This window comes from Alloalcanivorax mobilis (genome assembly GCF_002864685.1).
Lineage (GTDB): Bacteria > Pseudomonadota > Gammaproteobacteria > Pseudomonadales > Alcanivoracaceae > Alloalcanivorax > Alloalcanivorax mobilis.
Genome location: NZ_NMQZ01000039.1, coordinates 1 through 19,762 on the forward strand (window position 1 = coordinate 1; position 19,762 = coordinate 19,762).

Annotated in this window: 14 protein-coding genes; 1 reads left to right on the forward strand and 13 read right to left on the reverse strand. The window is 64.3% G+C overall.

Going from position 1 to position 19,762, the window contains the following annotated elements; all coding sequences use genetic code 11:
* Positions 1–340: 340 nt before the first annotated feature.
* The 10 genes from nqrM to CGS25_RS15585 form a co-directional block, all read right to left on the reverse strand.
* The gene (nqrM, locus tag CGS25_RS15540; RefSeq protein WP_089031801.1) at positions 341–577 is read right to left on the reverse strand and encodes a (Na+)-NQR maturation NqrM; all 237 of its coding nucleotides are present in this window, start codon (positions 575–577) and stop codon (positions 341–343) included.
* Position 578: 1 nt separating this feature from the next.
* On the reverse strand, positions 579–1,646 hold the full coding sequence (locus CGS25_RS15545) for an FAD:protein FMN transferase (protein WP_101676022.1): 1,068 nt from the start codon (positions 1,644–1,646) through the stop codon (positions 579–581).
* Between the two features lie 93 nt (positions 1,647–1,739).
* A complete protein-coding gene (gene nqrF, locus CGS25_RS15550) occupies positions 1,740–2,969 on the reverse strand; it encodes an NADH:ubiquinone reductase (Na(+)-transporting) subunit F (RefSeq protein WP_089031799.1) in 1,230 nt (409 codons plus the stop codon).
* 27 nt (positions 2,970–2,996) lie between these two features.
* Positions 2,997–3,617, reverse strand: coding sequence for an NADH:ubiquinone reductase (Na(+)-transporting) subunit E (gene nqrE, locus CGS25_RS15555; RefSeq protein ID WP_089031798.1), 621 nt, complete (start codon positions 3,615–3,617; stop codon positions 2,997–2,999).
* 16 nt (positions 3,618–3,633) lie between these two features.
* Positions 3,634–4,299 carry an NADH:ubiquinone reductase (Na(+)-transporting) subunit D gene (locus CGS25_RS15560; protein ID WP_089031797.1) on the reverse strand — a complete coding sequence of 222 codons (666 nt, stop codon included), beginning with the start codon at positions 4,297–4,299 and terminating at the stop codon, positions 3,634–3,636.
* Positions 4,299–5,120 (reverse strand): Na(+)-translocating NADH-quinone reductase subunit C, encoded by an 822-nt coding sequence (locus CGS25_RS15565; protein ID WP_089031796.1) that lies wholly within the window; start codon positions 5,118–5,120, stop codon positions 4,299–4,301. The genes CGS25_RS15560 and CGS25_RS15565 overlap by 1 nt, the downstream gene beginning before the upstream one ends.
* Positions 5,120–6,367, reverse strand: a complete 1,248-nt coding sequence (locus tag CGS25_RS15570; RefSeq protein WP_089031795.1) for an NADH:ubiquinone reductase (Na(+)-transporting) subunit B — start codon at positions 6,365–6,367, stop codon at positions 5,120–5,122. The genes CGS25_RS15565 and CGS25_RS15570 overlap by 1 nt, the downstream gene beginning before the upstream one ends.
* A gap of 1 nt (position 6,368) precedes the next feature.
* Complete coding sequence (locus CGS25_RS15575; protein WP_089031794.1) at positions 6,369–7,715, reverse strand: Na(+)-translocating NADH-quinone reductase subunit A; 1,347 nt, start codon at positions 7,713–7,715, stop codon at positions 6,369–6,371.
* Between the two features lie 333 nt (positions 7,716–8,048).
* Positions 8,049–9,488: a glyceraldehyde-3-phosphate dehydrogenase gene (locus CGS25_RS15580; protein ID WP_089031793.1), complete on the reverse strand. Its 1,440-nt coding sequence runs from the start codon at positions 9,486–9,488 to the stop codon at positions 8,049–8,051.
* A 217-nt stretch (positions 9,489–9,705) separates the two neighbouring features.
* The gene (locus CGS25_RS15585; RefSeq protein ID WP_089031792.1) at positions 9,706–10,581 is read right to left on the reverse strand and encodes an acyl-CoA thioesterase; all 876 of its coding nucleotides are present in this window, start codon (positions 10,579–10,581) and stop codon (positions 9,706–9,708) included.
* 421 nt (positions 10,582–11,002) lie between these two features.
* On the opposite strand from CGS25_RS15585, the gene mfd reads away from it, so the two are divergent.
* Positions 11,003–14,479 carry a transcription-repair coupling factor gene (gene mfd / locus CGS25_RS15590; protein ID WP_101676023.1) on the forward strand — a complete coding sequence of 1,159 codons (3,477 nt, stop codon included), beginning with the start codon at positions 11,003–11,005 and terminating at the stop codon, positions 14,477–14,479.
* A gap of 145 nt (positions 14,480–14,624) precedes the next feature.
* Here the strand turns inward: mfd and CGS25_RS15595 are convergent, their stop codons facing one another.
* The 3 genes from CGS25_RS15595 to CGS25_RS15605 form a co-directional block, all read right to left on the reverse strand.
* Positions 14,625–15,617 (reverse strand): hypothetical protein, encoded by a 993-nt coding sequence (locus CGS25_RS15595; RefSeq protein WP_101676024.1) that lies wholly within the window; start codon positions 15,615–15,617, stop codon positions 14,625–14,627.
* A gap of 14 nt (positions 15,618–15,631) precedes the next feature.
* Complete coding sequence (locus CGS25_RS15600) at positions 15,632–18,100, reverse strand: galactose oxidase early set domain-containing protein (RefSeq protein WP_101676025.1); 2,469 nt, start codon at positions 18,098–18,100, stop codon at positions 15,632–15,634.
* A gap of 448 nt (positions 18,101–18,548) precedes the next feature.
* On the reverse strand, positions 18,549–19,736 hold the full coding sequence (locus tag CGS25_RS15605) for a BaiN/RdsA family NAD(P)/FAD-dependent oxidoreductase (protein WP_101676026.1): 1,188 nt from the start codon (positions 19,734–19,736) through the stop codon (positions 18,549–18,551).
* Positions 19,737–19,762: the final 26 nt, after the last annotated feature.

Consider the following 19,762-nt stretch of genomic DNA (forward strand, 5'->3'; position numbering starts at 1 on the left):
GGAGCGGGCACTGTGTTTTTGTGGGAGCGGTCCTTGACCGCGAATCGGCTTCGCCAAGCCCAGCCTCGCCTTCGGCTCGGTTCGCGGTCGGGGACCGCTCCCACAGGGGCGTTGTAGCGGGGCCGAGGCTGGAGCGGGCACTGTGTTTTTGTGGGAGCGGTCCTTGACCGCGAAGGGGCGCTGCCAGGCTGTTCCTCGCCTTCGGCTCGGTTCGCGGTCGGGGACCGCTCCCACAGGGGCGTTGTAGCGGGGCTGGAACAGCGAGCAGGTTGCAGGGAACAGCGGGCCCGCTCCGGAGTGGGGTTGGTTTGCACTGAAAACTGAAAACCAACCCCTCCCCTCAGGTCTTCAACACATCCCGGCCCAGTTCGGCGGCGCGTTTGGCGCTGACCTGGCGGGTGTTTTCCTCGCAGGCGTCGCGGTCGCCACCGCAGATTTCACAGCCGTCTTTCATGCCCAGGGTGGCAAGGCCGCCGCAGGAGCCTTTAATCGGTTTGTTGGAGAAAATCACGCCCACCGCCATGCCGGCGAACAGCAAGGCGACCACGAAGAAAGTAGCGAGCACGGTCAGTAACATGTCAGTGTTCCTCCTGCCCGGCGGGTTTCGCCTGGGCGTCGAGCAGCGCCTGGAAGGCGGGGCTGAGAATTTCCCGGGGGCCGTCATCGGTTCGGACAATAAACAGCACCGCCAGTTCATGAGCTTTGGCAAACGCCAGGCCCTCGTCAGGGCCGAGCACGGTCAGTGCGGTGGCCAGGCCATCGGCGATCATGCAGTTGGAGTGTAACACGGTCACCGACCCCAATTTGTGGCCCACCGGGGCGCCGGTGCGCGGGTCGATGGTGTGGGAGTAGAAATGGCCTTCTGATTCGAAGAAATTGCGATAATCACCGCTGGTGGCGATGGCCACATTATGCAATTCGATGATTTTCTCCACATCGCGAACGCCAGGTACCGGGCGTTCCACGGCGATGCGCCAGGGCTGATCGTAGGGCTTATGGCCGGCGGCGCGCAGTTCTCCGCCCACTTCCACCAGATAGTTGCGCAGACCCTGCTTTGCCAGCACGTCGGCCACTTTGTCCACGGCGAACCCCTTGGCGATGGAGGACAAGTCCACGTATACGCCGCCGGGCTGGGTGAGCCGGCGGTGGTCAAGTTTCAGCTTCTGATAGCCCACCCGTTGGCGGGCGGCGTCGATCTGGGCTGGCGTGGGCGCCTGGTCGCGGCGCGGGTCGGGGCCAAACCCCCACAGATTGACCAACGGGCCGACGGTGACGTCGTAGGCGCCGCCGGTGTCCCGGGAGATTTTCAGCGCCTGGCTGAGCACCAGGGCGAAGTCGGCGGGCAGAACCACGTCGGTGCCGGCGAGTGCGTTATTGAAGCGGCTCAGCGCGGAATCCTCGCGGTAGGTGCTCATCTCGTCGTTGACCTGATCGAGAGCCGCCTGAATGGCGTTTTTCAGGTTCGCCGCGCCATCGTCGGGGGTGCCGGTGAACTTGACCGACCAGGTGGTGCCCATGGTGTCGCCGTTCAGTTGCGACAGGCGTTGCTCACTGTCGTCGCCGCAGCCGCTGAGCAAGGCCACGCACAGTAACGCCCATAGCAGCGCGTTAAAGCAACGGCTGGGGGAAACGGAAAGAATGCCCATGGGATTGGCCTGTGCACACGGAGGGAAAGAGAGAAAGTGGGCGCGCGCCACGGCCGCAGTGGCCGGGGGCGCGCCGGACGGCGGCGCTGGCGATCAGCCGCCGAAGTCGTCGAGCAGAATGTTTTCCGGTTCGACGCCCAGGTCCTCCAGCATCTTGATCACCGAAGCGTTCATCATCGGCGGGCCGCACATATAGTATTCGCAGTCCTCCGGCGCCGGGTGTTCCTTGAGATAGTTCTCGAACACCACGTTATGAATGAAGCCGGTGGGGCCTTCCCAGCTGTCCTCGGGCAGCGGATCGGACAGCGCCAGGTGCCATTCGAAGTTGTCGTTTTCTTCGGCGAGCTTGTCGTACTCGTCCATGTAGAAGGTTTCGCGCAGCGAGCGGGCGCCGTACCAGAAGCTGATTTTGCGCTTCGAGTTGAGCCGCTTGAGCTGGTCGAAAATGTGGCTGCGCATGGGCGCCATGCCGGCGCCGCCGCCAATGAAGATCATTTCCGCGTCGCTCTCTTTGGCGAAGAATTCGCCGAACGGGCCAAACACGGTGACTTTGTCGCCGGGCTTAAGACCGAACACCCAGGAGCTCATCTTGCCGGCGGGAATGCCCTGGCTGCCCGGCGGCGGCGTGGCGATGCGGATGTTGAACTTGAGAATGCCTTTTTCGTCCGGATAGTTGGCCATGGAGTAGGCACGGATCACCGGCTCGTCGTTCTTGGCGGTCAGATCGAAGAAGTTGAAGCGTTCCCAGTCGGAGCGGAAGCGCTCTTCGATCTCGAAATCGGAGAACTTGACGTCGTAAACCGGAGCTTCCAGTTGCACGTAACCGCCGGCGCGGAAGTTGACGTCCTCGCCTTCCGGCAACTTCAGGGTCAGTTCCTTGATAAAGGTGGCCACGTTGGGGTTCGAGACCACCTCGCACTCCCATTTCTTCACGCCGAAGAACTCTTCCGGCACCTTGATCTTCATGTCCTGCTTGACGTTGACCTGGCAGCTCAGGCGCCAGCCATCGCGGATCTGACCTTTGGTGAAATGGCCTTCCTCGGTGGGCAGAATATCGCCACCGCCGTCGAGCACCTGGCAGCGGCATTGCGCGCAGGTGCCGCCGCCGCCGCACGCGGAGGAAAGAAAAATACCCTGGTCGGCAAGGGTGCCCAGCAATTTGCCGCCGGCGGCCACGTCCACGCCCTTATCGGCCTCGCCATTAATATCAATGTGCACGTCGCCGCTGCTCACCAGCCGCGATCGCGCCACCAGGATCATGACCACCAGCGCCAACACGATGGTGGTGAACATGACCACGCCAAATACAATTTCAAAACCCATAACTCAGCCTCTCCCTTCCCCTTGGCGCTACAGCTGCACGCCGGAGAACGACATGAACCCCAGCGACATCAGCCCCACGGTGATAAAGGTGATCCCCAGCCCTTTCAGGCCGTTGGGCACATCACTGTATTTGAGCTTCTCGCGAATGCCGGCCAGCAGCGTGATCGCCAGCGCCCAGCCCACCCCGGCGCCAATGCCGTAGACCAGGGATTCACCAAACGCGTAATCACGCTCCACCATGAACAGCGAGGCGCCAAGAATGGCGCAGTTCACGGTGATCAGCGGCAGGAAGATGCCCAAGGCGTTGTAGAGGCTGGGCACGTATTTATCGAGCAGCATTTCCAGAATCTGCACGATCGCCGCGATCACGCCGATGTAGCTGAGCAGCCCCAGGAAGCGCAGATCCAGGCTGGCCAGGGCCGGCACGCCGGTCCACGACAAAGCGCCTTCGTTGAGCAGGTAATGAAGGATCAGGTTGTTCACCGGCACGGTGATGGTCTGCACCACCACCACGGCGATGCCCAGGCCAATGGCGGTGGAAATCTTCTTGGAAATGGCGATAAAAGTGCACATGCCCAGGAAAAAGGCCAGCGCCATGTTCTCAACGAACACCGCGCGCACGAACAGACTCAGATAATGTTCAAACATGTCTCGTTCCTCCGCCTTAGAAGGCGTCGCTGACGCGGGTGTGCGGCTTCATCTTGAAGGTGTCTTCTTCCACCTGCTCCGGCTTCCAGGTGCGCAGGCCCCAGATAAACAGCCCGATCAGGAAGAACGCGCTGGGCGGCAACAACAGCAGACCGTTGGTTTGATACCAGCCGCCGTCCGCGGTGGAGTTGAGAAGGGTGACACCGAACAGACTGCCGGCGCCAAACAGTTCACGCACCACGCCCAGGCAAAGCAGCATCAATGAATAGCCCAGGCCATTGCCCACGCCATCCATGAACGACGGCAGCGGCGGGTTCTTCATGGCGAAGGCTTCCACCCGGCCCATCACGATGCAGTTGGTGATGATCAGGCCAACGAACACCGACATCTGTTTGGAGATGCTGTAGGCATAAGCGCGCAGAAGCTGATCAACCACGATCACCAGCGAGGCGATGATCACCATCTGCACGATCATGCGGATGCTCGAGGGGATGGCGTTGCGCACCATGCTCACGAACAGGTTGGAGAACGCCGTCACCAGGGTCAGCGCGATGCACATGGTGACCGTGGTGCTCAGGTTGCTGGTGACCGCCAGGGCGGAGCAGATACCGAGAATCTGCAGCGCGATGGGGTTGTTATCGAAAATGGGACCGAACAGAAGGTCCTTGGTTTTCTCCGCCATTACGCCTCTCCTCCAGGGTTGCCGGCGGAAGCGGTTTGTCGCCCGCCGCCGTCAGGGTTCTTGCGCATGCGCTCCAGATACGGGCCGTAGCCTTTTTCGCTGGCCCAGAAACGCACCAGATTGCTGACGCCCTTGCTGGTCAGGGTGGCGCCGGCCAGGCCGTCCACCTTGTATTCCGCGTTGGGCGTGCCGCCGTCCACGTGCCCTTTGATCACACTGATGGCCACGTCGCCGTTCTCATCGTAAAGCTGTTTGCCGTCCCACAGGGCCTTCCAGCCGGGATCGTCCACCTGGCCGCCCAGGCCCGGGGTTTCGCCGTGCTGGTAGAAGCCCAGGCCGGAAATGGTGCGGGCGTCCGGTTGCAGCGCCAGGAAACCATACAGGGTGGACCACAGGCCATAGCCGCGCACCGGCAGAATAATGCGGGTCAGTTGCTGGTCGTCGTCATAGGCCAGGTAGACCTCGCCCACGTTCTCCTGGGTCTTGATGCTGGCGATGTCTTCATCGCCGCTGAGCCGCTCGCTGCGCGCCGGGTCCTTGGCCGCCTTGAGGTGGTCATAGCTGTCCGGCTCGTCCACGTATTCACCGGTGTCGAGCTTCACGAACTTGCGTTCGATGGTCTTGAACGCGGCTTGCACGTCCATGCCCGGCTGATACATGCCCGCCGCCATAAGAATATTCACCTGGCGGTCGAGCACCTGGTTTTGCTGCTGAACCGGACGCAACGCCACGGCGGCGGTGGCCACCACCACCGCGCACACCAGGCACACCAGAAAGGCGACCAGGAGGGTCTTGCCTACACTCTCGTTGTTTCCAGCCATTACACCGCTCCCCCGGTCCGACGCAGACGACGACGGATATTCGCCTGGGTAACAAAGTAGTCGATCAACGGCGCGCACAGGTTAGCGAACAGAATCGCCAGCATGATGCCCTCCGGAAACGCCGGATTGACCACCCGGATCAGCACCGTCATCACGCCAATCAGGGCACCGAAAATCAGCTTGCCGGTGTTGGTCATGGAGGCGGAAACCGGATCGGTGGCCATGAACACCAGACCGAACGCGAAACCGCCCACGGTCAGGTGCCAGTACCAGGGCATCGCGAACATCGGGTTGCTGTCGCTGCCGGCCCCGTTGAACACCAGGCTCATGGCGATCATGCCGACCAGCACGCCGAGCATGATGCGCCAGGAGGCGATCTTGGTGAACAGCAGGAAGAGCGCGCCCAGGGCGATGGCGATCACCGAGGTTTCGCCGATGCAGCCTTGAATGCCGCCCAGGAAGGTGTCCATCCAGCTGAGGCTGTGGGCGCCGGCGCTCAGTGCGTTCTGGGACAGGCCAGCGGCGAAGTTGAGGTCGCCGTTGGCGGCCAGCGACAGCGGCGTGGCGCCGGAGAAGTTGTCCACCGCGGTCCACACCGCGTCACCGGACATCTGCGCCGGATAAGCGAAATACAGAAACGCCCGGCCCACCAGCGCCGGGTTGAGGAAGTTCTTGCCGGTGCCGCCAAATACTTCCTTGCCGATCACCACGCCGAACGAAATGCCCAGCGCCACCTGCCACAGCGGAATCGCCGGCGGCAGAATCAGCGTGAACAGGATGCCGGTGACGAAGAAGCCCTCGTTCACCTCATGGCCGCGCTTCCAGGCGAACAGGCCTTCCCAGATGAACCCGACCAGATACACGGTGATCAGAATCGGCACGTAGTAGACCAGCCCATGGACCATGTTGGACCAGAAACTGGTGTAATCGAAGCCGGTCAGCGCCATCACCAGATCGGAACGCCAACCGGGCACCGGGCTGAAGTTGAAATCGTTGATCTGCAGGTTGGCCTGGTAACCGGTGTTGTACAGGCCAAACAGGATCGCCGGGAAGGTGGCGAACCAGACCGTCATCATGATGCGCTTCAAATCGATGCCGTCACGCACGTGGGCCGCGGATCGGGTCACCGAATCCGGGCTGTAGAGCATGGTGTCGAACATCTCGTAAAAGACGTAGTACTTCTGCAGCTTGCCGCCGTCATGGAAGTGGGGCGCGACTTTGTCATCCAGAAAACTTCTCAGGCCCATATCAGCTCTCCACCTCGATCGTGGTCAGGTTGTCGCGCAGAATCGGCCCGTATTCATATTTGCCGGGGCAAACATAGGTACACAGGGCCAGGTCCTCTTCCACCAGTTCCAGAGCGCCCAGGGCGGCGGCGGAGTCGGTATCGCCCACCACCAGCGAACGCAGAAGCTGGGTGGGCAGAATGTCCAGCGGCATCACCTCTTCATAGGCACCGATCGGCACCATGGCGCGCTCGCTGCCATTGGTGGTGGTGGTCATGTTGAAGCGTTTTCCGGGCATCAGTTTGGACAGATAGATGTTCATCACCGAGAAACGATTGAGGCCGGGGGAAACGTAGCCCAGCAGCGGCCGCTCACGACCTTCGCGCAGCACCGTGATCTGATTGGCGACGCGGCTGATATAGGCCAGCGGCCCACGGGCGTGGTGGCCGTTCAGTACCGAGCCGGCGACGATGCGATTGTCGCCTTCTTTCAGTTCGCCGCGGGTGAACTCTTCCACGCTGGCCCCCACCCGGGTGCGCAACAGACGCGGCGTTTTCACCTGCGGGCCGGTGATCGCCACCACCCGCTCGCTGCTGATGCGGCCTTCGGTGAACAGCTTGCCGATGGCGATGGTTTCCTGGTAACCCAGCGACCACACCGTCTTGCCCAGGCTGACCGGGTCCAGGTGGTGGATGTGGGTGCCGGCGTTGCCGGCCGGGTGGCGTCCGGCGAAGCTTTCTTCACGGACCTGCCCTTCGGCGAACGACGGCAGCCCGCTGTTGGCGGCTTTGCACACCCACACCGGGCCGTCGGTGAGACGCGCCAGCACCGCCAGACCGTGGCGGAAGCTCTGCTCGTTCTCTTTGATTACCGCCACCGGGTCCTGGGCCAGGGGGTTGGTGTCCATGGCGGTGACGAAAATGGAATTGGGCGTGGTGCCCGGCGTCGGCACCTTGCCGAACGGCCGGCTGCGCAGCAGGGTCCACTCGCCGGACTCCACCAGCTGTTGCTGCACCGTGGCGCGCTCCAGGCTGGCGAGCGCCGAGGCATCGTGGGCGGCGAAGGTGATTTCCTCTTCGTTGTCCGCCACGTCGATCACCACCGATTGCAACACGCGCTTGTGGCCACGGTTAATGGCGCTGACGCGCCCCCCGGCGGGCGCGGTGTATTTGACGCCGTCGGTTTTCTTGTCACTGAACAGCAGTTGACCTTTTTTGACCGTGTCCCCTTCGCGGACCTCCATGGTCGGTTTCATCCCCACATAGTCGCCACCGAGCACGGCGACAGAACGGACCTGATGGCCTTCCTCAATCACCTGGCGCGGCGCGCCGGCGATGGGCAGGTCAAGCCCCTTCTTGATTTTGATCATAGTGTCTCGCCCACGTTGCGTGTTGCTGAAGTCGAGCTGCGCGTGCTTTCCAGGGCGCATCGGCGGCCTGTCCGGCGGCGAATGGCGGAAGCGGCGCAGAAAACCGGCAGAAAGCGTTCCTGGCACCCATTGGGTAGCCTGAATGCCCGGCCCCGGAGGTCCCGGCCAATGGCCGGCGCGCGACATTATAATGACCGACCCGTCAGGATGCCAGGATCGCACCCCGCGTTAGCGAATGCGGTAAACATGGCGTCCGCCCCGGCCTGTCTGGTGCGGCCTTCGCCGCGGTGCATAAAAAAGCCCGCCGGAGCGGGCTTTTTCAGGGTCGGGTGATCAGTCCTTCGGATAGATCGGAAATTCCACCCGCGAGATCTGCTGCAGGATGCGCAGCACCTGGCAGCTGTAACCGAACTCGTTGTCGTACCACACGTACAGCACGCAGTGGCGACCGTTGACGATGGTCGCCTCGGCATCGATCACCGCCGCATGGCGGGAACCGACGAAGTCGGTGGACACCGCGTCCGGGCTGCTGATGAAGTCCACCTGGCGCTGCAGCGGCGAGTGCAGGCTCACCCAGCGCAGGTACTCATTGAGCTCCTCCAGGGAGGTTTCCTGGCCCAGGGTCAGGTTCAGGATCGCCATGGAGACGTCCGGCGTCGGCACCCGGATCGAGTTACCGGTAAGCTTGCCGGCCAGCTCCGGCAGCGCCTTGGCGGCGGCGGTGGCGGCACCGGTTTCGGTGAGCACCATATTGAGCGGCGCGGCGCGGCCCCGGCGCGGGCCCTTGTGGAAGTTATCCAGCAGGTTCTGATCGTTGGTGTAGGAGTGCACCGTCTCCACGTGGCCGAACTCAATGCCGAATTTGTCGTTCAGCGCCTTGAGCGGCGGCACGATGGCGTTGGTGGTGCAGCTGGCCGCCGAAATGATCTTGTCGTCGTCGGTGATCAGATCGTTGTTGACGCCGTGCACGATGTTTTTCAGATCGCCCTTGCCCGGCGCGGTCAGCATCACCCGCGACACGCCCTTGCACTCCAGGTGCTGGCTGAGGCCTTCGCGGTCACGCCATTTGCCGGTGTTGTCGATCACCACGGCGTTGTCGATGCCGTATTGGGTGTAATCGATGGTGGACGGATCGTTGGAGTAGATCACGCGGATAAAGTTGCCGTTGGCGATGATCGCCGATTCGTCTTCATCCACGGCGATGGTGCCGGCGAACGGGCCGTGCACCGAGTCGCGGCGCAGCAGGCTGGCGCGCTTTTGCAGATCGCCCTTGCCGGATTCGCGCACCACGATGGCCTTGAGGCGCAGGCCGTCGCCGGAACCGGTTTTTTCGATCAGCAAACGCGCCAGCAGGCGGCCGATGCGGCCGAAACCGTAGAGCACCACGTCGGTGGCACCGGGCAACTCGGCCTTGTTATTGACCGCCTCACCCAGCTCGCGGCGCACGTATTCCTCGATCGACAGGCCGTGATCGCCCTTTTTGAACTCCACCGCCAGCTTGCCGATGTCCAGACGGCAAGGGCCCAGGTCCAGCTTGGTCGCTTCCTGCAGAATCGGGAAGGTGTCCACCACCGACAGCTCGGAATTCTCGATCTGCTTAACGAAACGGTGGTTCTTGAGGATCTGGATGACGGACTTGTTGACCAAGGAACGGCTGTAAACCGTGGTGGCCACGTTCTTTTCGCGATACAGCCGGCCAATCATCGGGATCATCGACTCGGCGATTTCTTCCCGGTTCTTCCAGCGTCCGAAGTGGTCTTCCAGTTTGTTCACGAGGGGCCCTCTCAGTCAGGTTCTGGCGGTTGGGTACCTGGGGGCGCGAATGATATCGCCAATCGCGCCCGGCATCCAGCCGGGGCGGCGCTTTGCGCCAGCAACAAGCTGCAAGCGACAAGCCACAACGCGGAACAGACGCCAACGATCCGCCGGGCCTTGCCCGCGACCAGCGGTCTGCTTGCAGCCTGAAGCTTGCAGCGGGCGCCCAGCGCCCTTAAACCGGCTCCGCGCCGGGGCGCAGGCGCATCAGGCCTTCCTGGGCCACCGAGGCGACCAGGGTGCCGTCTTCGCGATAGATAGCGCCGAAGGTCAGGCCGCGCGCGCCGGCGGCGCCGGGGCTTTCGCAGTGGTACAGCAACCATTCATCGATACGAAAATCATCGTAAAACCACATGGCGTGATCGAGGCTGGCGCACTGCACGTTGCCCTGCCAAAAGGTCATGCCGTGAGGCTGCATGGCGGTGCCCATGAAACCGAAATCGGAACAATAGGTCAGCAGCGCCCGCTGGGTCATGCGATCCGCCTGCACTGGATCGGGCACCCGGAACCAGATCTGCTTGAGCGGCTCGCGGGTTTCCGGCGTGAACGAGTTGCGCGGCGTCACCGGACGGAATTCCACCGGCCGTTCACGCAGATAGGCGGCGCGGAACTTCTCCGGGATCTGCTCGGCCATCTTGAGGCGGCCCTGCTCGTCGCTGCCCAGTTCGTCCGGGTACGGCACATCCGGCATGGTGGCCTGATGGCGGGCGCCCTCTTCCTCGACCTGAAACGAGGTGGACAGGCTGAAAATCGGCCGCCCATGCTGGATCGCGTTGACCCGGCGGGTGGTGAAGCTCTTGCCGTCGCGAATCCGGTCCACGTCATAAATGATCGGCTGGCGGAAATCCCCCGGCCGCAAAAAATAGGCGTGCAGCGAGTGCACCGGGCGCTCCTCCGGCACCGTCATCGACGCCGCCAGCAACGCCTGCCCGGCCACCAGCCCCCCGAAAATGCTCTGCTGGCCATTGGCCTCGCTCTGCCCCCGGAACAGATTGTCTTCCAATCGTTCCAGATCGAACCGTTGCATCAGTTCCCGTACTGACTCTCGCATTGCTTGTCGTTCCTCAGCGCACAAAACGCCGCAATGTTAGCACATAGCTGCACGCTGCACGCTTGCACGCGCCACGCTAAAACCCGTGCCGCCCACATAGCGGAGCGGCGCTGCCTAGCCCGCCTCGCCTTTCAGGCTCGGTTCGCGATCAGGGATCGCTCCCACAGTGGCGCTGTAGCAGGGCGTGCCGCGACGCGGAATGTTTTGTGGGAGCGGTCCTCGACCGCGAATCGGCGCTGCCTGGCCCGCCTCGTCTTTCAGGCTCGGTTCGCGATCAGGGATCGCTCCCACAGTGGCTCCGTGGAAGGTCGCCCCGATACGGCGACGGTTTTGATTCTGGCTGTTAGCGTCCAGCGTCTGGCGTCCGGTTCCTTCCGCCATGCCCATCGTCTGCTACAATGCGCGCCCTCTGGAGGCATTGATGACCCTGTTACCCAACACTCCCCTGTTTCCCGCCGGCCATGAGCACTACCGCGATTGGCAAGGGCTTGGCGATGGCGCGCTGGCGGCGGTGCTGGCGGAGGCCGCCAGGGTGCCGGCGGCCGGCGCCCTGACCGCCAGCAAACCCGGGCCGCTGCTGGTGGCCGCGCCCAGCAGCAGCCGCGCGCAACAACTGACCGATGCGCTGACGTTCTATCTGGCCGGCAGCAACGTGCCGGTGATGCTGTTCCCCGATTGGGAAACCCTGCCCTACGATCTGTTCAGCCCGCATCAGGACATCATCAGCGATCGCATCCGGGTATTGAACTGGCTGGGCACGGCGCGCGCCGGGGTGCTGGTGGTGCCGGTCAACACGCTGATGCAGCGGCTGGCGCCGCCGATGCACATCAGCGGCAACAGTTTTGCCCTGCGGGTTGGCGAGCGCTTCGACATGGAAGCCACCCGGGAACAGCTGGTCTCCTGCGGCTACCGCCAGCGCGACAACGTCTACGAGCACGGCGAGTTCGCGGTGCGCGGGGCGATCATGGACATCTTCCCGATGGGCTCCGACCAGCCGTTCCGGGTCGAACTGTTCGACGACGAGATCGAATCCCTGCGGCTGTTCGACCCGGAGAGCCAGCGCTCCACCGGCCAGGTCGACGACATCAATCTGCTGCCCGCCGCCGAGTACCCGCTCAGCAGCGAAGGGGTGCGCCATTTCCGCAATGCGTTTCGCGACGCCTTCGATGTGGAACCGCGCAAGGTCACTCTGTACCAGGACGTGTCCGAAGGCATCGCCACCCCGGGTGTGGAATATTACCTGCCGCTGTTCTATGACCAGCTCGCCACCCTGTTCGATTATTTGCCCGGCAACGCACGGGCGGTGGAAATGGCCGGCTGCGACGAGGCGGCGCGGCACTTCTGGGACGAAGTCAACGAGCGCTACGAATCCCGCCGCCACGATATTCGCCGGCCGATTCTGCCGCCCGCGTCTCTGTTTCTGCGACCCGAGGAGCTGAATGGCGCCTGGCAGCGGCTGCCCCGCGCCCGGCAGAAGGACTCCGCTCAGGCGGTGCGCTTCCCGGTGGCGCCGTCGCCGGATGTGTCCGCCGACGCCCGCGCGCGCAACCCGCTGGCGGCGCTGCACACCTTCGCCGACGCCCACCCGGACACGCGCATTCTGGTGGTGGCGGAAACCGCCGGCCGGCGCGAGGCGCTGCTGGAGCTGATGCAAAAAATCGGCATCCAGCCGGCGCTCAAGGACGGCTGGCAGGATTTCGTCGCTGATCCGCAACGCTGGAACCTCACCCGGGGCGAGTTGGACAGCGGCTTCCATGCCCCCGACCACGAAATTCTGGTGGTCACCGAGAGCCAGCTTTACGGCGAGCGCATTATGCAGCGCCGCCGGCGCCGCACCAGCGAGGAAAGCGGCAACGAAATGGGCATGCGCTCGCTGGGCGAGCTCAGCGCCGGCGCGGCGGTGGTGCATCTGGACCACGGCGTGGGCCGCTACCAGGGCCTGGTGCACATGACCGTGGACAATCAGGCCCACGAATTCCTGCTGCTGGAATACGCTGGCGGCGACAAGCTCTATGTGCCGGTTTCATCTTTGCACCTGATCAGCCGCTACGGTGGCGGCGACAGCCCGCCGCTGAACCGGCTCGGCACCGAGCAATGGAGCAAGGCGCGCCAGAAAGCGGCGGAAAAGATCAACGATGTGGCCGCCGAGTTGCTCAACACCTACGCGCGCCGCGAGGCGCGCACAGGGCGCGGCTTCCCGGTCGAGGCCGAGGAATACCAGCGCTTCGCCGCCGGCTTTCCGTTCGAGGAAACCCCGGACCAGGAAAGCGCCATTCGCGCGGTGCTCAGCGATATGCAGTTGGAAAAGCCGATGGACCGGCTGGTGTGCGGCGACGTCGGCTTCGGCAAAACCGAGGTTGCCATGCGCGCCGCCTTCGTGGCGGTGCAAAACGGCACCCAGGTAGCAATCCTGGTGCCCACCACCCTGCTCGCCCAGCAGCACTACGAATCCTTTGTCGACCGTTTCGCCGACTGGCCGGTGAACGTCGAGGTGATGTCGCGTTTCCGCAGCGCCAAGGACAAAGCCCAGGTGCTGGAGCGGCTCAAGGCCGGCAAGGTGGACATCGTGGTGGGCACCCACCAGCTTTTGCAGGAATCGGTGACGTTCGCCGACCTGGGGCTGATTATCGTGGACGAGGAACACCGCTTCGGGGTGCGCCACAAAGAGCGCCTCAAGGAGATGCGCGCCGAGTGCGACATCCTCACGCTGACCGCCACGCCGATCCCGCGCACCCTGAACATGGCGATGAGCGGCATGCGCGACATTTCCATTATCGCCACGCCGCCGCAGAAGCGGCTGTCGGTGAAAACCTTTGTGCAACAGCGCGACGGCACCGCCATCAAAGAGGCGATTCTGCGTGAGTTGCTGCGCGGCGGGCAGGTTTATTTTCTGCATAACGACATTGATACGATGGCGCGCACCGCCGAGGAACTGCGCGCCATGGTGCCCGACGCGCGCGTTGGCATCGCCCATGGGCAAATGCGCGAGCGCGAGCTGGAGGCGGTGATGGGCGACTTCTACCACCGGCGTTTCAACGTGCTGGTGTGCACCACCATCATCGAAACCGGCATCGACGTGCCCAGCGCCAACACCATCATTATCGAACGCGCCGACAAACTCGGCCTGGCCCAGCTTCACCAACTGCGCGGCCGCGTCGGGCGCAGCCATCACCAGGCCTACGCCTACCTGATCACGCCACCGCCCAAGGCGATGACCAAGGACGCCCAGAAGCGGCTTGAAGCGATTGAAATGGCCACCGACCTGGGCGCCGGTTTCGTGCTCGCCAGCCAGGATTTGGAAATCCGCGGCGCCGGCGAACTGCTCGGCGAAGAGCAGCACGGCAACATGGAAACCATCGGTTTTTCGCTCTACATGGAAATGCTCGAACAGGCGGTGGACGCCCTCAAGCGCGGCGAGCAACCGGACACCGCCAAACCGCTCTCCGGCGGCCCCGAGGTGAATCTGCGCATTCCCGCCCTGATCCCCGAGGATTACCTGCCCGACGTGTTCACCCGCCTGACACTCTACAAACGCATCGCCGGCAGCAAAACCGCCGAGCAGCTCAAAGAGCTGCAAGTGGAAATGATCGACCGTTTTGGCTTGCTGCCCGAGTCGCTGAAAAATCTGTTCGCCGTCACCACCCTGCGCCAACGGGCCGAGAAACTGGGCCTGACCCGCGTCGACGCCCACGCCAACGGCGGCAAACTGGAGTTCGGCGAGCGCACCCCGGTGGACCCGCTCACCATCGTCAAGCTGGTGCAATCCAATCCCGGCCGCTACAAACTGGAAGGCGCCCACATATTGCGTTTCCAGATCGAATCCGACGGCCCCGCCGAGCGCCTGGACCTGATCGAACGGCTGCTTGCCCACCTGGGCGGTGAAGGCATCGCCCCCTAGCGCGGTGGTGGGTCTTTTTTTGTAGGAGAGACCCCGGTAGAAGCCCCGGTTTCTGTAGGAGAGGCCGGGCGGCGTTCCGCCCTGCCAGCGACGGTTTTGATCTTCGCGTCGGAGGTTCGAGGCAAAACCCACCGGGTACGGGCATTCAGTGGTGACCGTGGCCGCCGCCGGCGTTGGCCAGGCGCTCGGCTTGCGGTTGCCAGTACACCTCCCCTGACACCGCCATCGGTTCACCGGCGCGGGTCATCGGTACCGACCATTGGGTGACCAGGGCGCGTTTGCCGGCCTGTCGGATCGCTTCCGGCGGGTTCAGGCTGGCGTAGGTGGCGCGCGGTTCGGTCCAGGCGTGGCGCGGCACGTCGGAGATTTTCACCCAGCGTGGCGGCTGCCTCGGGGCGGCGGCGTTGGCGGCGGTGCCATCGGGGCCGATGCGCAGGTAGGGCTGGCCGCTGGCGTTGAGCACCATCACCGGTTCCTTGCCATCGTTGCGGACAAACAGGGCCGGCACGGTGCCCGGCGCCAGACTGACGCGCACGCCCGGCGCCGGCTGCGGTGATGAGGTCAGCCGCGACACCATCACGCCCTCCGGCAACGGCTGGTAACGGAAGGTGCCCTGGAGGGTGGCGGGCTCGCCGTCGAAACGCACCGGGATCGACCAAGCGCTCAATGACGCCGGCCGGCCGGCGTGTTCAACATCGTGGGGCACCTCGATGCCGTCGGTGCGCAGGCGGGTGTCGAACCAGCCCCAATGGGGTTCGCTGTGCACCCGCGCCCAATGGGGCGGTGCGTGCTCGCCGACGCCGCCGGGTATCGGCACGCCGCGCGCGGCGGTCTGGGTCTGGTACCAGGCCGGGCTGGCGAGATCGGCGCGCACGCCGTCGGCGCCGATGCGCAGGAAGGCGCGCCCGTTGCGGTCGAGAATCTCCAGGGTTTTAGTGCTGCTGTTCTCCACCACCAGTTGCGGTGCCACCGTGGTTTGCACCTGCACCTTCACGCCCCGCAGCGCCGGCGGCAGCGCCTCCAGCCGCGCCTTCACCGTGGAGGCCTCCGGGCCATGGGCGAGCGCCGGCGCCGGCCAGCCGGTCGCGGCCGCCAGCAGCAGCGCGGCCAGAAGGCGGATTCGCTTGATCGTCACCATGCGTAAGCCTCCCATCAACGACGCACCAGGGTTTGCGGTGTCGCGCCCGCCAACCGCACCTTCACCGGCGCGGCCACCGAGGGCACGATCATGCCGGAGCCGTCGCTGGCCTGACGGTTGACGAACAGCAGATAGTGGCCGGCCGGCGCCACCGCCGCGTTGGCGGGAATGCGCGCGCTTAACTGACCCTCATCCGTAACCTGGAACGGCAGCACCACGGTGCGCTGATCACCGTCCACCAGATGGGTGATGGTGGTGCGGCGTACCAGCAACACCTGGCGAATGGCGTTGGCGTCGTCCACCTGCACGGCGATGGTCTCGCCGTGGTCCACTTCAGCGGGTGCCTCGACGATCCTCGGGCGCTGCTTGTACAGGTACGGCGGCGTGTAGATCTCGAACGAAGGATCACGGCCGTCGTTGGGCGACAACCCCAGGCTTTCCAGGTTGAGGCTGAACAGGTAGGCGGTGTTGATGGGCGCATGACCGCCGATCAGTACCCGGCCATCCGGCAACAGGATGGCGGTGTTGTGGTAGGTGCGCGGATTCAGCGAGGTGGCCATCGGTTGCCAGGTTTCGGTTTGCGGATCGAAGCGCTCGCTGAGTTGCACCGGCACGTCGAGCCCCGGCAGCACTACCCCATCGCGGTTGCCGCCGTTGAACGCCATCACCGAGCCGTCCGGCAGCAGCACACCGGAGGGATACCAGCGCGGGCCGCTGAAATTGCCGACGATGCGTGAGGAGTAGCGCATGCCGGCGACCACGTCGTCGCCGCCTTCCGGCAAGCCCACTTCCACGGTGTCGATGCGGCTGTTGGGGACCGCCAGGTAACTGCCCGGGCTGGACGCCGCGACCAGCCCCAGCACGCCGCCGGCGGTGAGGAATTCCGCTTTGCCGTACTCGCCGTTGGCGTCGGGAACCAGTGGCATCATGATCGAGAAAGTGGAGCCTCGGAACCCGGCGCCCAGCACCCGGTTGACCACCTGCGGGTCGGCCAGATCGCCGAGCAGATTCTGAACCTGTTCGACGCTGCCCAGCGGGTTGCCCAACAGATTGCCGAGCAGGCCGCCGACGCTGCCGGTCAGGTCTTCCAGCAGATCCGGGTTGGTGACCGTGAGCGCCGAGGTGATGCGCTCCAGCCCAAGTTGATTGAGCTGCACATTGAGGCCGGCGTAGCCCAAATCGTTCCAGCGCTGGGTGGCCGGGTTGTAGGCGGACACGAAGTTCCATTGCGCCTGATTGTAGGACTGGCCGAACGGATTGAACGCTTGCCCGGCGGCGTTGTAGAACACCTGCCCATTAGGCAGCAGGTGCAAGCGCGGAAACAGCGGCAATGCTTTCTCGGCGGTGTGCAGCGGCCCGACTTGCTCGCCGTTTTCCGACCAGGTGCCGCTCTGCAGATCGTAGGTTTCACTGATGCGCACGTTGTCGGCGGATTGCAGCAGGTTGGCCAGGCCGTTCTCTTCACCGCCCAGCAGCGAGCCGGTGTACACCGGCTTGAGCAGCTTGGTGACGCCGCTGGCCACGAACACGTCGCCGTCCGGCAGGGTCACCAGGCTCGGGTACCAGCGCCCCTGGCTCATCTTGCCGGTCTGCGTCCAGGAGTTGTCGTCGGGGTCGAAAATGCGCGCGTCTTTCAGGCCTTCCAGTTCCACCACGCCGATGTCATCGGGTACGCCGAGGCGGCCAAAGTTACTGGGCAGCGGGAACTCCGCGTCGAAACCAGAGAGCACATCGCGGGCCTGGGGAAACACCGAGCCGAGGGACGGTTCGGTGTAATAATCGGTGCCGCCCACCGCCATGATGCGGCCGTCGGCCAGTTGCACCAGATCGGCACAGAACAGGGCGCCATCGTTGCCGGCGGTGTCTTCCGCGTCGCTCAACTGCTTGCCCGGCAACAGCGTCTCGCTGTCACTGCCGTCCACGTTGGCGCCGCCGCGCAACGGCGAGGGGCGCTGCCAGGAGGGCTGGTCCGCCGGCCCGGCCGGCCCCAGGCTGAGCACCCGGGTCTGGTCGTTCACCGACACGAAACCGAACTCGGCGACGATCGAGACCTCCACATTCTCGGTGCCTTCCAGGGCGTTGAAGTACACCAGCCGGTCGTCCGGCAGCAGCGCGATGGAACCCGCCGCCGGCTTGCAGCGGAAATCGTTTTCGGCGTCCTTGAGGCATTTGTCGTCGGTGGTGACCACCTTCATCTGATCGCCGGTGCTGGAATCGCCATAGCGAATGGTCGGCTCGGCGAAGGGACCCGCGAAGGCGCCCTGCTGACACGACTCGCCCTGACACTGATAACGGCGCCCATCGAACGAGGCTTGATCGGCCTCCGGCGCTGGCCCCATGGGATCGTCCGTGTTCGGTGTTTCCACCTCGCCGCCGCCCGTGTCCACTGCGGCGGCACCGGACCCGCCGCCCCCACCGCCACCGCACGCACTGATCAGCGCGCCCAGCAGCGCCAGGCCGATAAGCCGATAGAACCTTGTCATGGAATCTCTCCCGCGAACGCGATTGTCGTTATTCACCGGCCCGATGGCCTGGCGGCTTCAACCACAATGCGCGCGAGCAAGCGCCCCGTCGTGAAGGCCACGTGCGCGATTACCACATTGCGACATTCGGATACCGGCACGGAAAAAGGCTTACACAGAGATCGTAAAAGTTTCACGGTTTGACGACGGGGAAACGGAAACAGCGGGGTTTGTTGAGCGGGGAGACAAGTTTCAGGCGGCAGGCTTCAGGCGGCAACACGGGCGATGCCGTGGTGGGTCGGAGGCCGTGCCCGCGCGGTTGCGTTGGACGTGTGACGTCGGACGTCGGACGTCGGACGCCAAAATTAAGACCGTCGCTGGCCGCGTGGTACGGCGTGGTTGCCGCCACCCGTGAAGACGCAGCCCCCTGAACACTGAACACTGAAAACTGAACACTCTTCCCAACGCCCTAAAGCGCCTCCCCCGCGGCGTGACCACAGGCCCAGGCCCATTGAAAGTTGAAGCCGCCGAGTTGGCCGGTGACATCCAGCACTTCGCCAATAAAGTGCAGCCCTGGCACCCGGTTGACCTCGAAGGTTCTGGACGACAGGGCATCGGTGTCGAGGCCACCCAGGGTGACTTCGGCGGTGCGGTAGCCTTCGGTGCCCGAGGGTTTGAACGACCAGCCCTTGAGCAGGGCGGCCACGTCGGCCAGCGCCTCGTTACTGTAGTGCTGCAGCGGGCCGGCCCATTGAAAGTGAGCGACCCAGGCGGCGGCCAGGCGCTGCGAGAAAAAGCCACGCAGCCATTTCTCCAGGGACGCCGAGGGTTGCTCCTGGCGGGCCTGGCGGAGGGCCTGAAGCGGGTCCGCCAGCGCCGGCAGCCAGTCCACGGTGACGGCCTCGCCGGGCCGCCAGAACGTGGAGACCTGCAGCATCGCCGGGCCAGACAGGCCGCGATGGGTGATCAGCAGCGGTTCGTTGAAGCTCACCCCGCCGGCTTGCGCGCGCACCTCGGCGCTGACGCCGCTGAGCGTCGACAGCCAGGCTTTGTCCGCCGGCTGCAGGGTGAAAGGCACCAGGGCCGCCCGGGTGGGCAGCACCGGCAGACCGAACTGCTCCGCGACCTGATAACCGAAGGGGCTGGCCCCCAGGGTGGGAATCGACAGGCCGCCGCTGGCGATCACCAGCTTGTCACAAGCGATGTCGGCGTTTGCCGCGCGCAACGAAAAGCCCGGGCCACGTTGGCGGATCGCGCTGACCGGCGTGTTCAGGCGCATCTCCACGCCGGCCCACTCGCACTCGGTGAGCAGCAGGTTGAGAATTTCCTTGCTGGACTGCGCGCAAAACAGCTGGCCCGGCGCTTTTTCCACGTGCTCGACGCCGTGGCGCTCGACCAGCTCGACGAAATGCCAGGGGCTGTAGCGCTTCAGCGCCGATTTGCAGAAATGCGGGTTGGCGGAAAGAAAATGATCCGGGGTGGTGTTCAGGTTGGTGAAATTGCAGCGGCCGCCACCGGACATAAGAATTTTTTTGCCGGCTTTATTGGCGTGGTCGAGCAACAGCACCGAGCGGCCCCGGTAACCGGCGGTGGCGGCGCACATCAGGCCGGCGGCACCGGCGCCGATCACCACCGCGTCATACTGTTGCACGGCCATACTGTCTCCGCGATGGCGGGTTGTGG

Coding starts and splice junctions, on each gene's coding strand:
- nqrM (WP_089031801.1), bottom strand. CDS start 577: ATGTTACTGACCGTGCTCGCTACTTTCTTCGTGGTCGCCTTGCTGTTC.
- CGS25_RS15545 (WP_101676022.1), bottom strand. CDS start 1,646: ATGGGCATTCTTTCCGTTTCCCCCAGCCGTTGCTTTAACGCGCTGCTA.
- nqrF (WP_089031799.1), bottom strand. CDS start 2,969: ATGGGTTTTGAAATTGTATTTGGCGTGGTCATGTTCACCACCATCGTG.
- nqrE (WP_089031798.1), bottom strand. CDS start 3,617: ATGTTTGAACATTATCTGAGTCTGTTCGTGCGCGCGGTGTTCGTTGAG.
- CGS25_RS15560 (WP_089031797.1), bottom strand. CDS start 4,299: ATGGCGGAGAAAACCAAGGACCTTCTGTTCGGTCCCATTTTCGATAAC.
- CGS25_RS15565 (WP_089031796.1), bottom strand. CDS start 5,120: ATGGCTGGAAACAACGAGAGTGTAGGCAAGACCCTCCTGGTCGCCTTT.
- CGS25_RS15570 (WP_089031795.1), bottom strand. CDS start 6,367: ATGGGCCTGAGAAGTTTTCTGGATGACAAAGTCGCGCCCCACTTCCAT.
- CGS25_RS15575 (WP_089031794.1), bottom strand. CDS start 7,715: ATGATCAAAATCAAGAAGGGGCTTGACCTGCCCATCGCCGGCGCGCCG.
- CGS25_RS15585 (WP_089031792.1), bottom strand. CDS start 10,581: ATGCGAGAGTCAGTACGGGAACTGATGCAACGGTTCGATCTGGAACGA.
- mfd (WP_101676023.1), top strand. CDS start 11,003: ATGACCCTGTTACCCAACACTCCCCTGTTTCCCGCCGGCCATGAGCAC.
- CGS25_RS15595 (WP_101676024.1), bottom strand. CDS start 15,617: ATGGTGACGATCAAGCGAATCCGCCTTCTGGCCGCGCTGCTGCTGGCG.
- CGS25_RS15600 (WP_101676025.1), bottom strand. CDS start 18,100: ATGACAAGGTTCTATCGGCTTATCGGCCTGGCGCTGCTGGGCGCGCTG.
- CGS25_RS15605 (WP_101676026.1), bottom strand. CDS start 19,736: ATGGCCGTGCAACAGTATGACGCGGTGGTGATCGGCGCCGGTGCCGCC.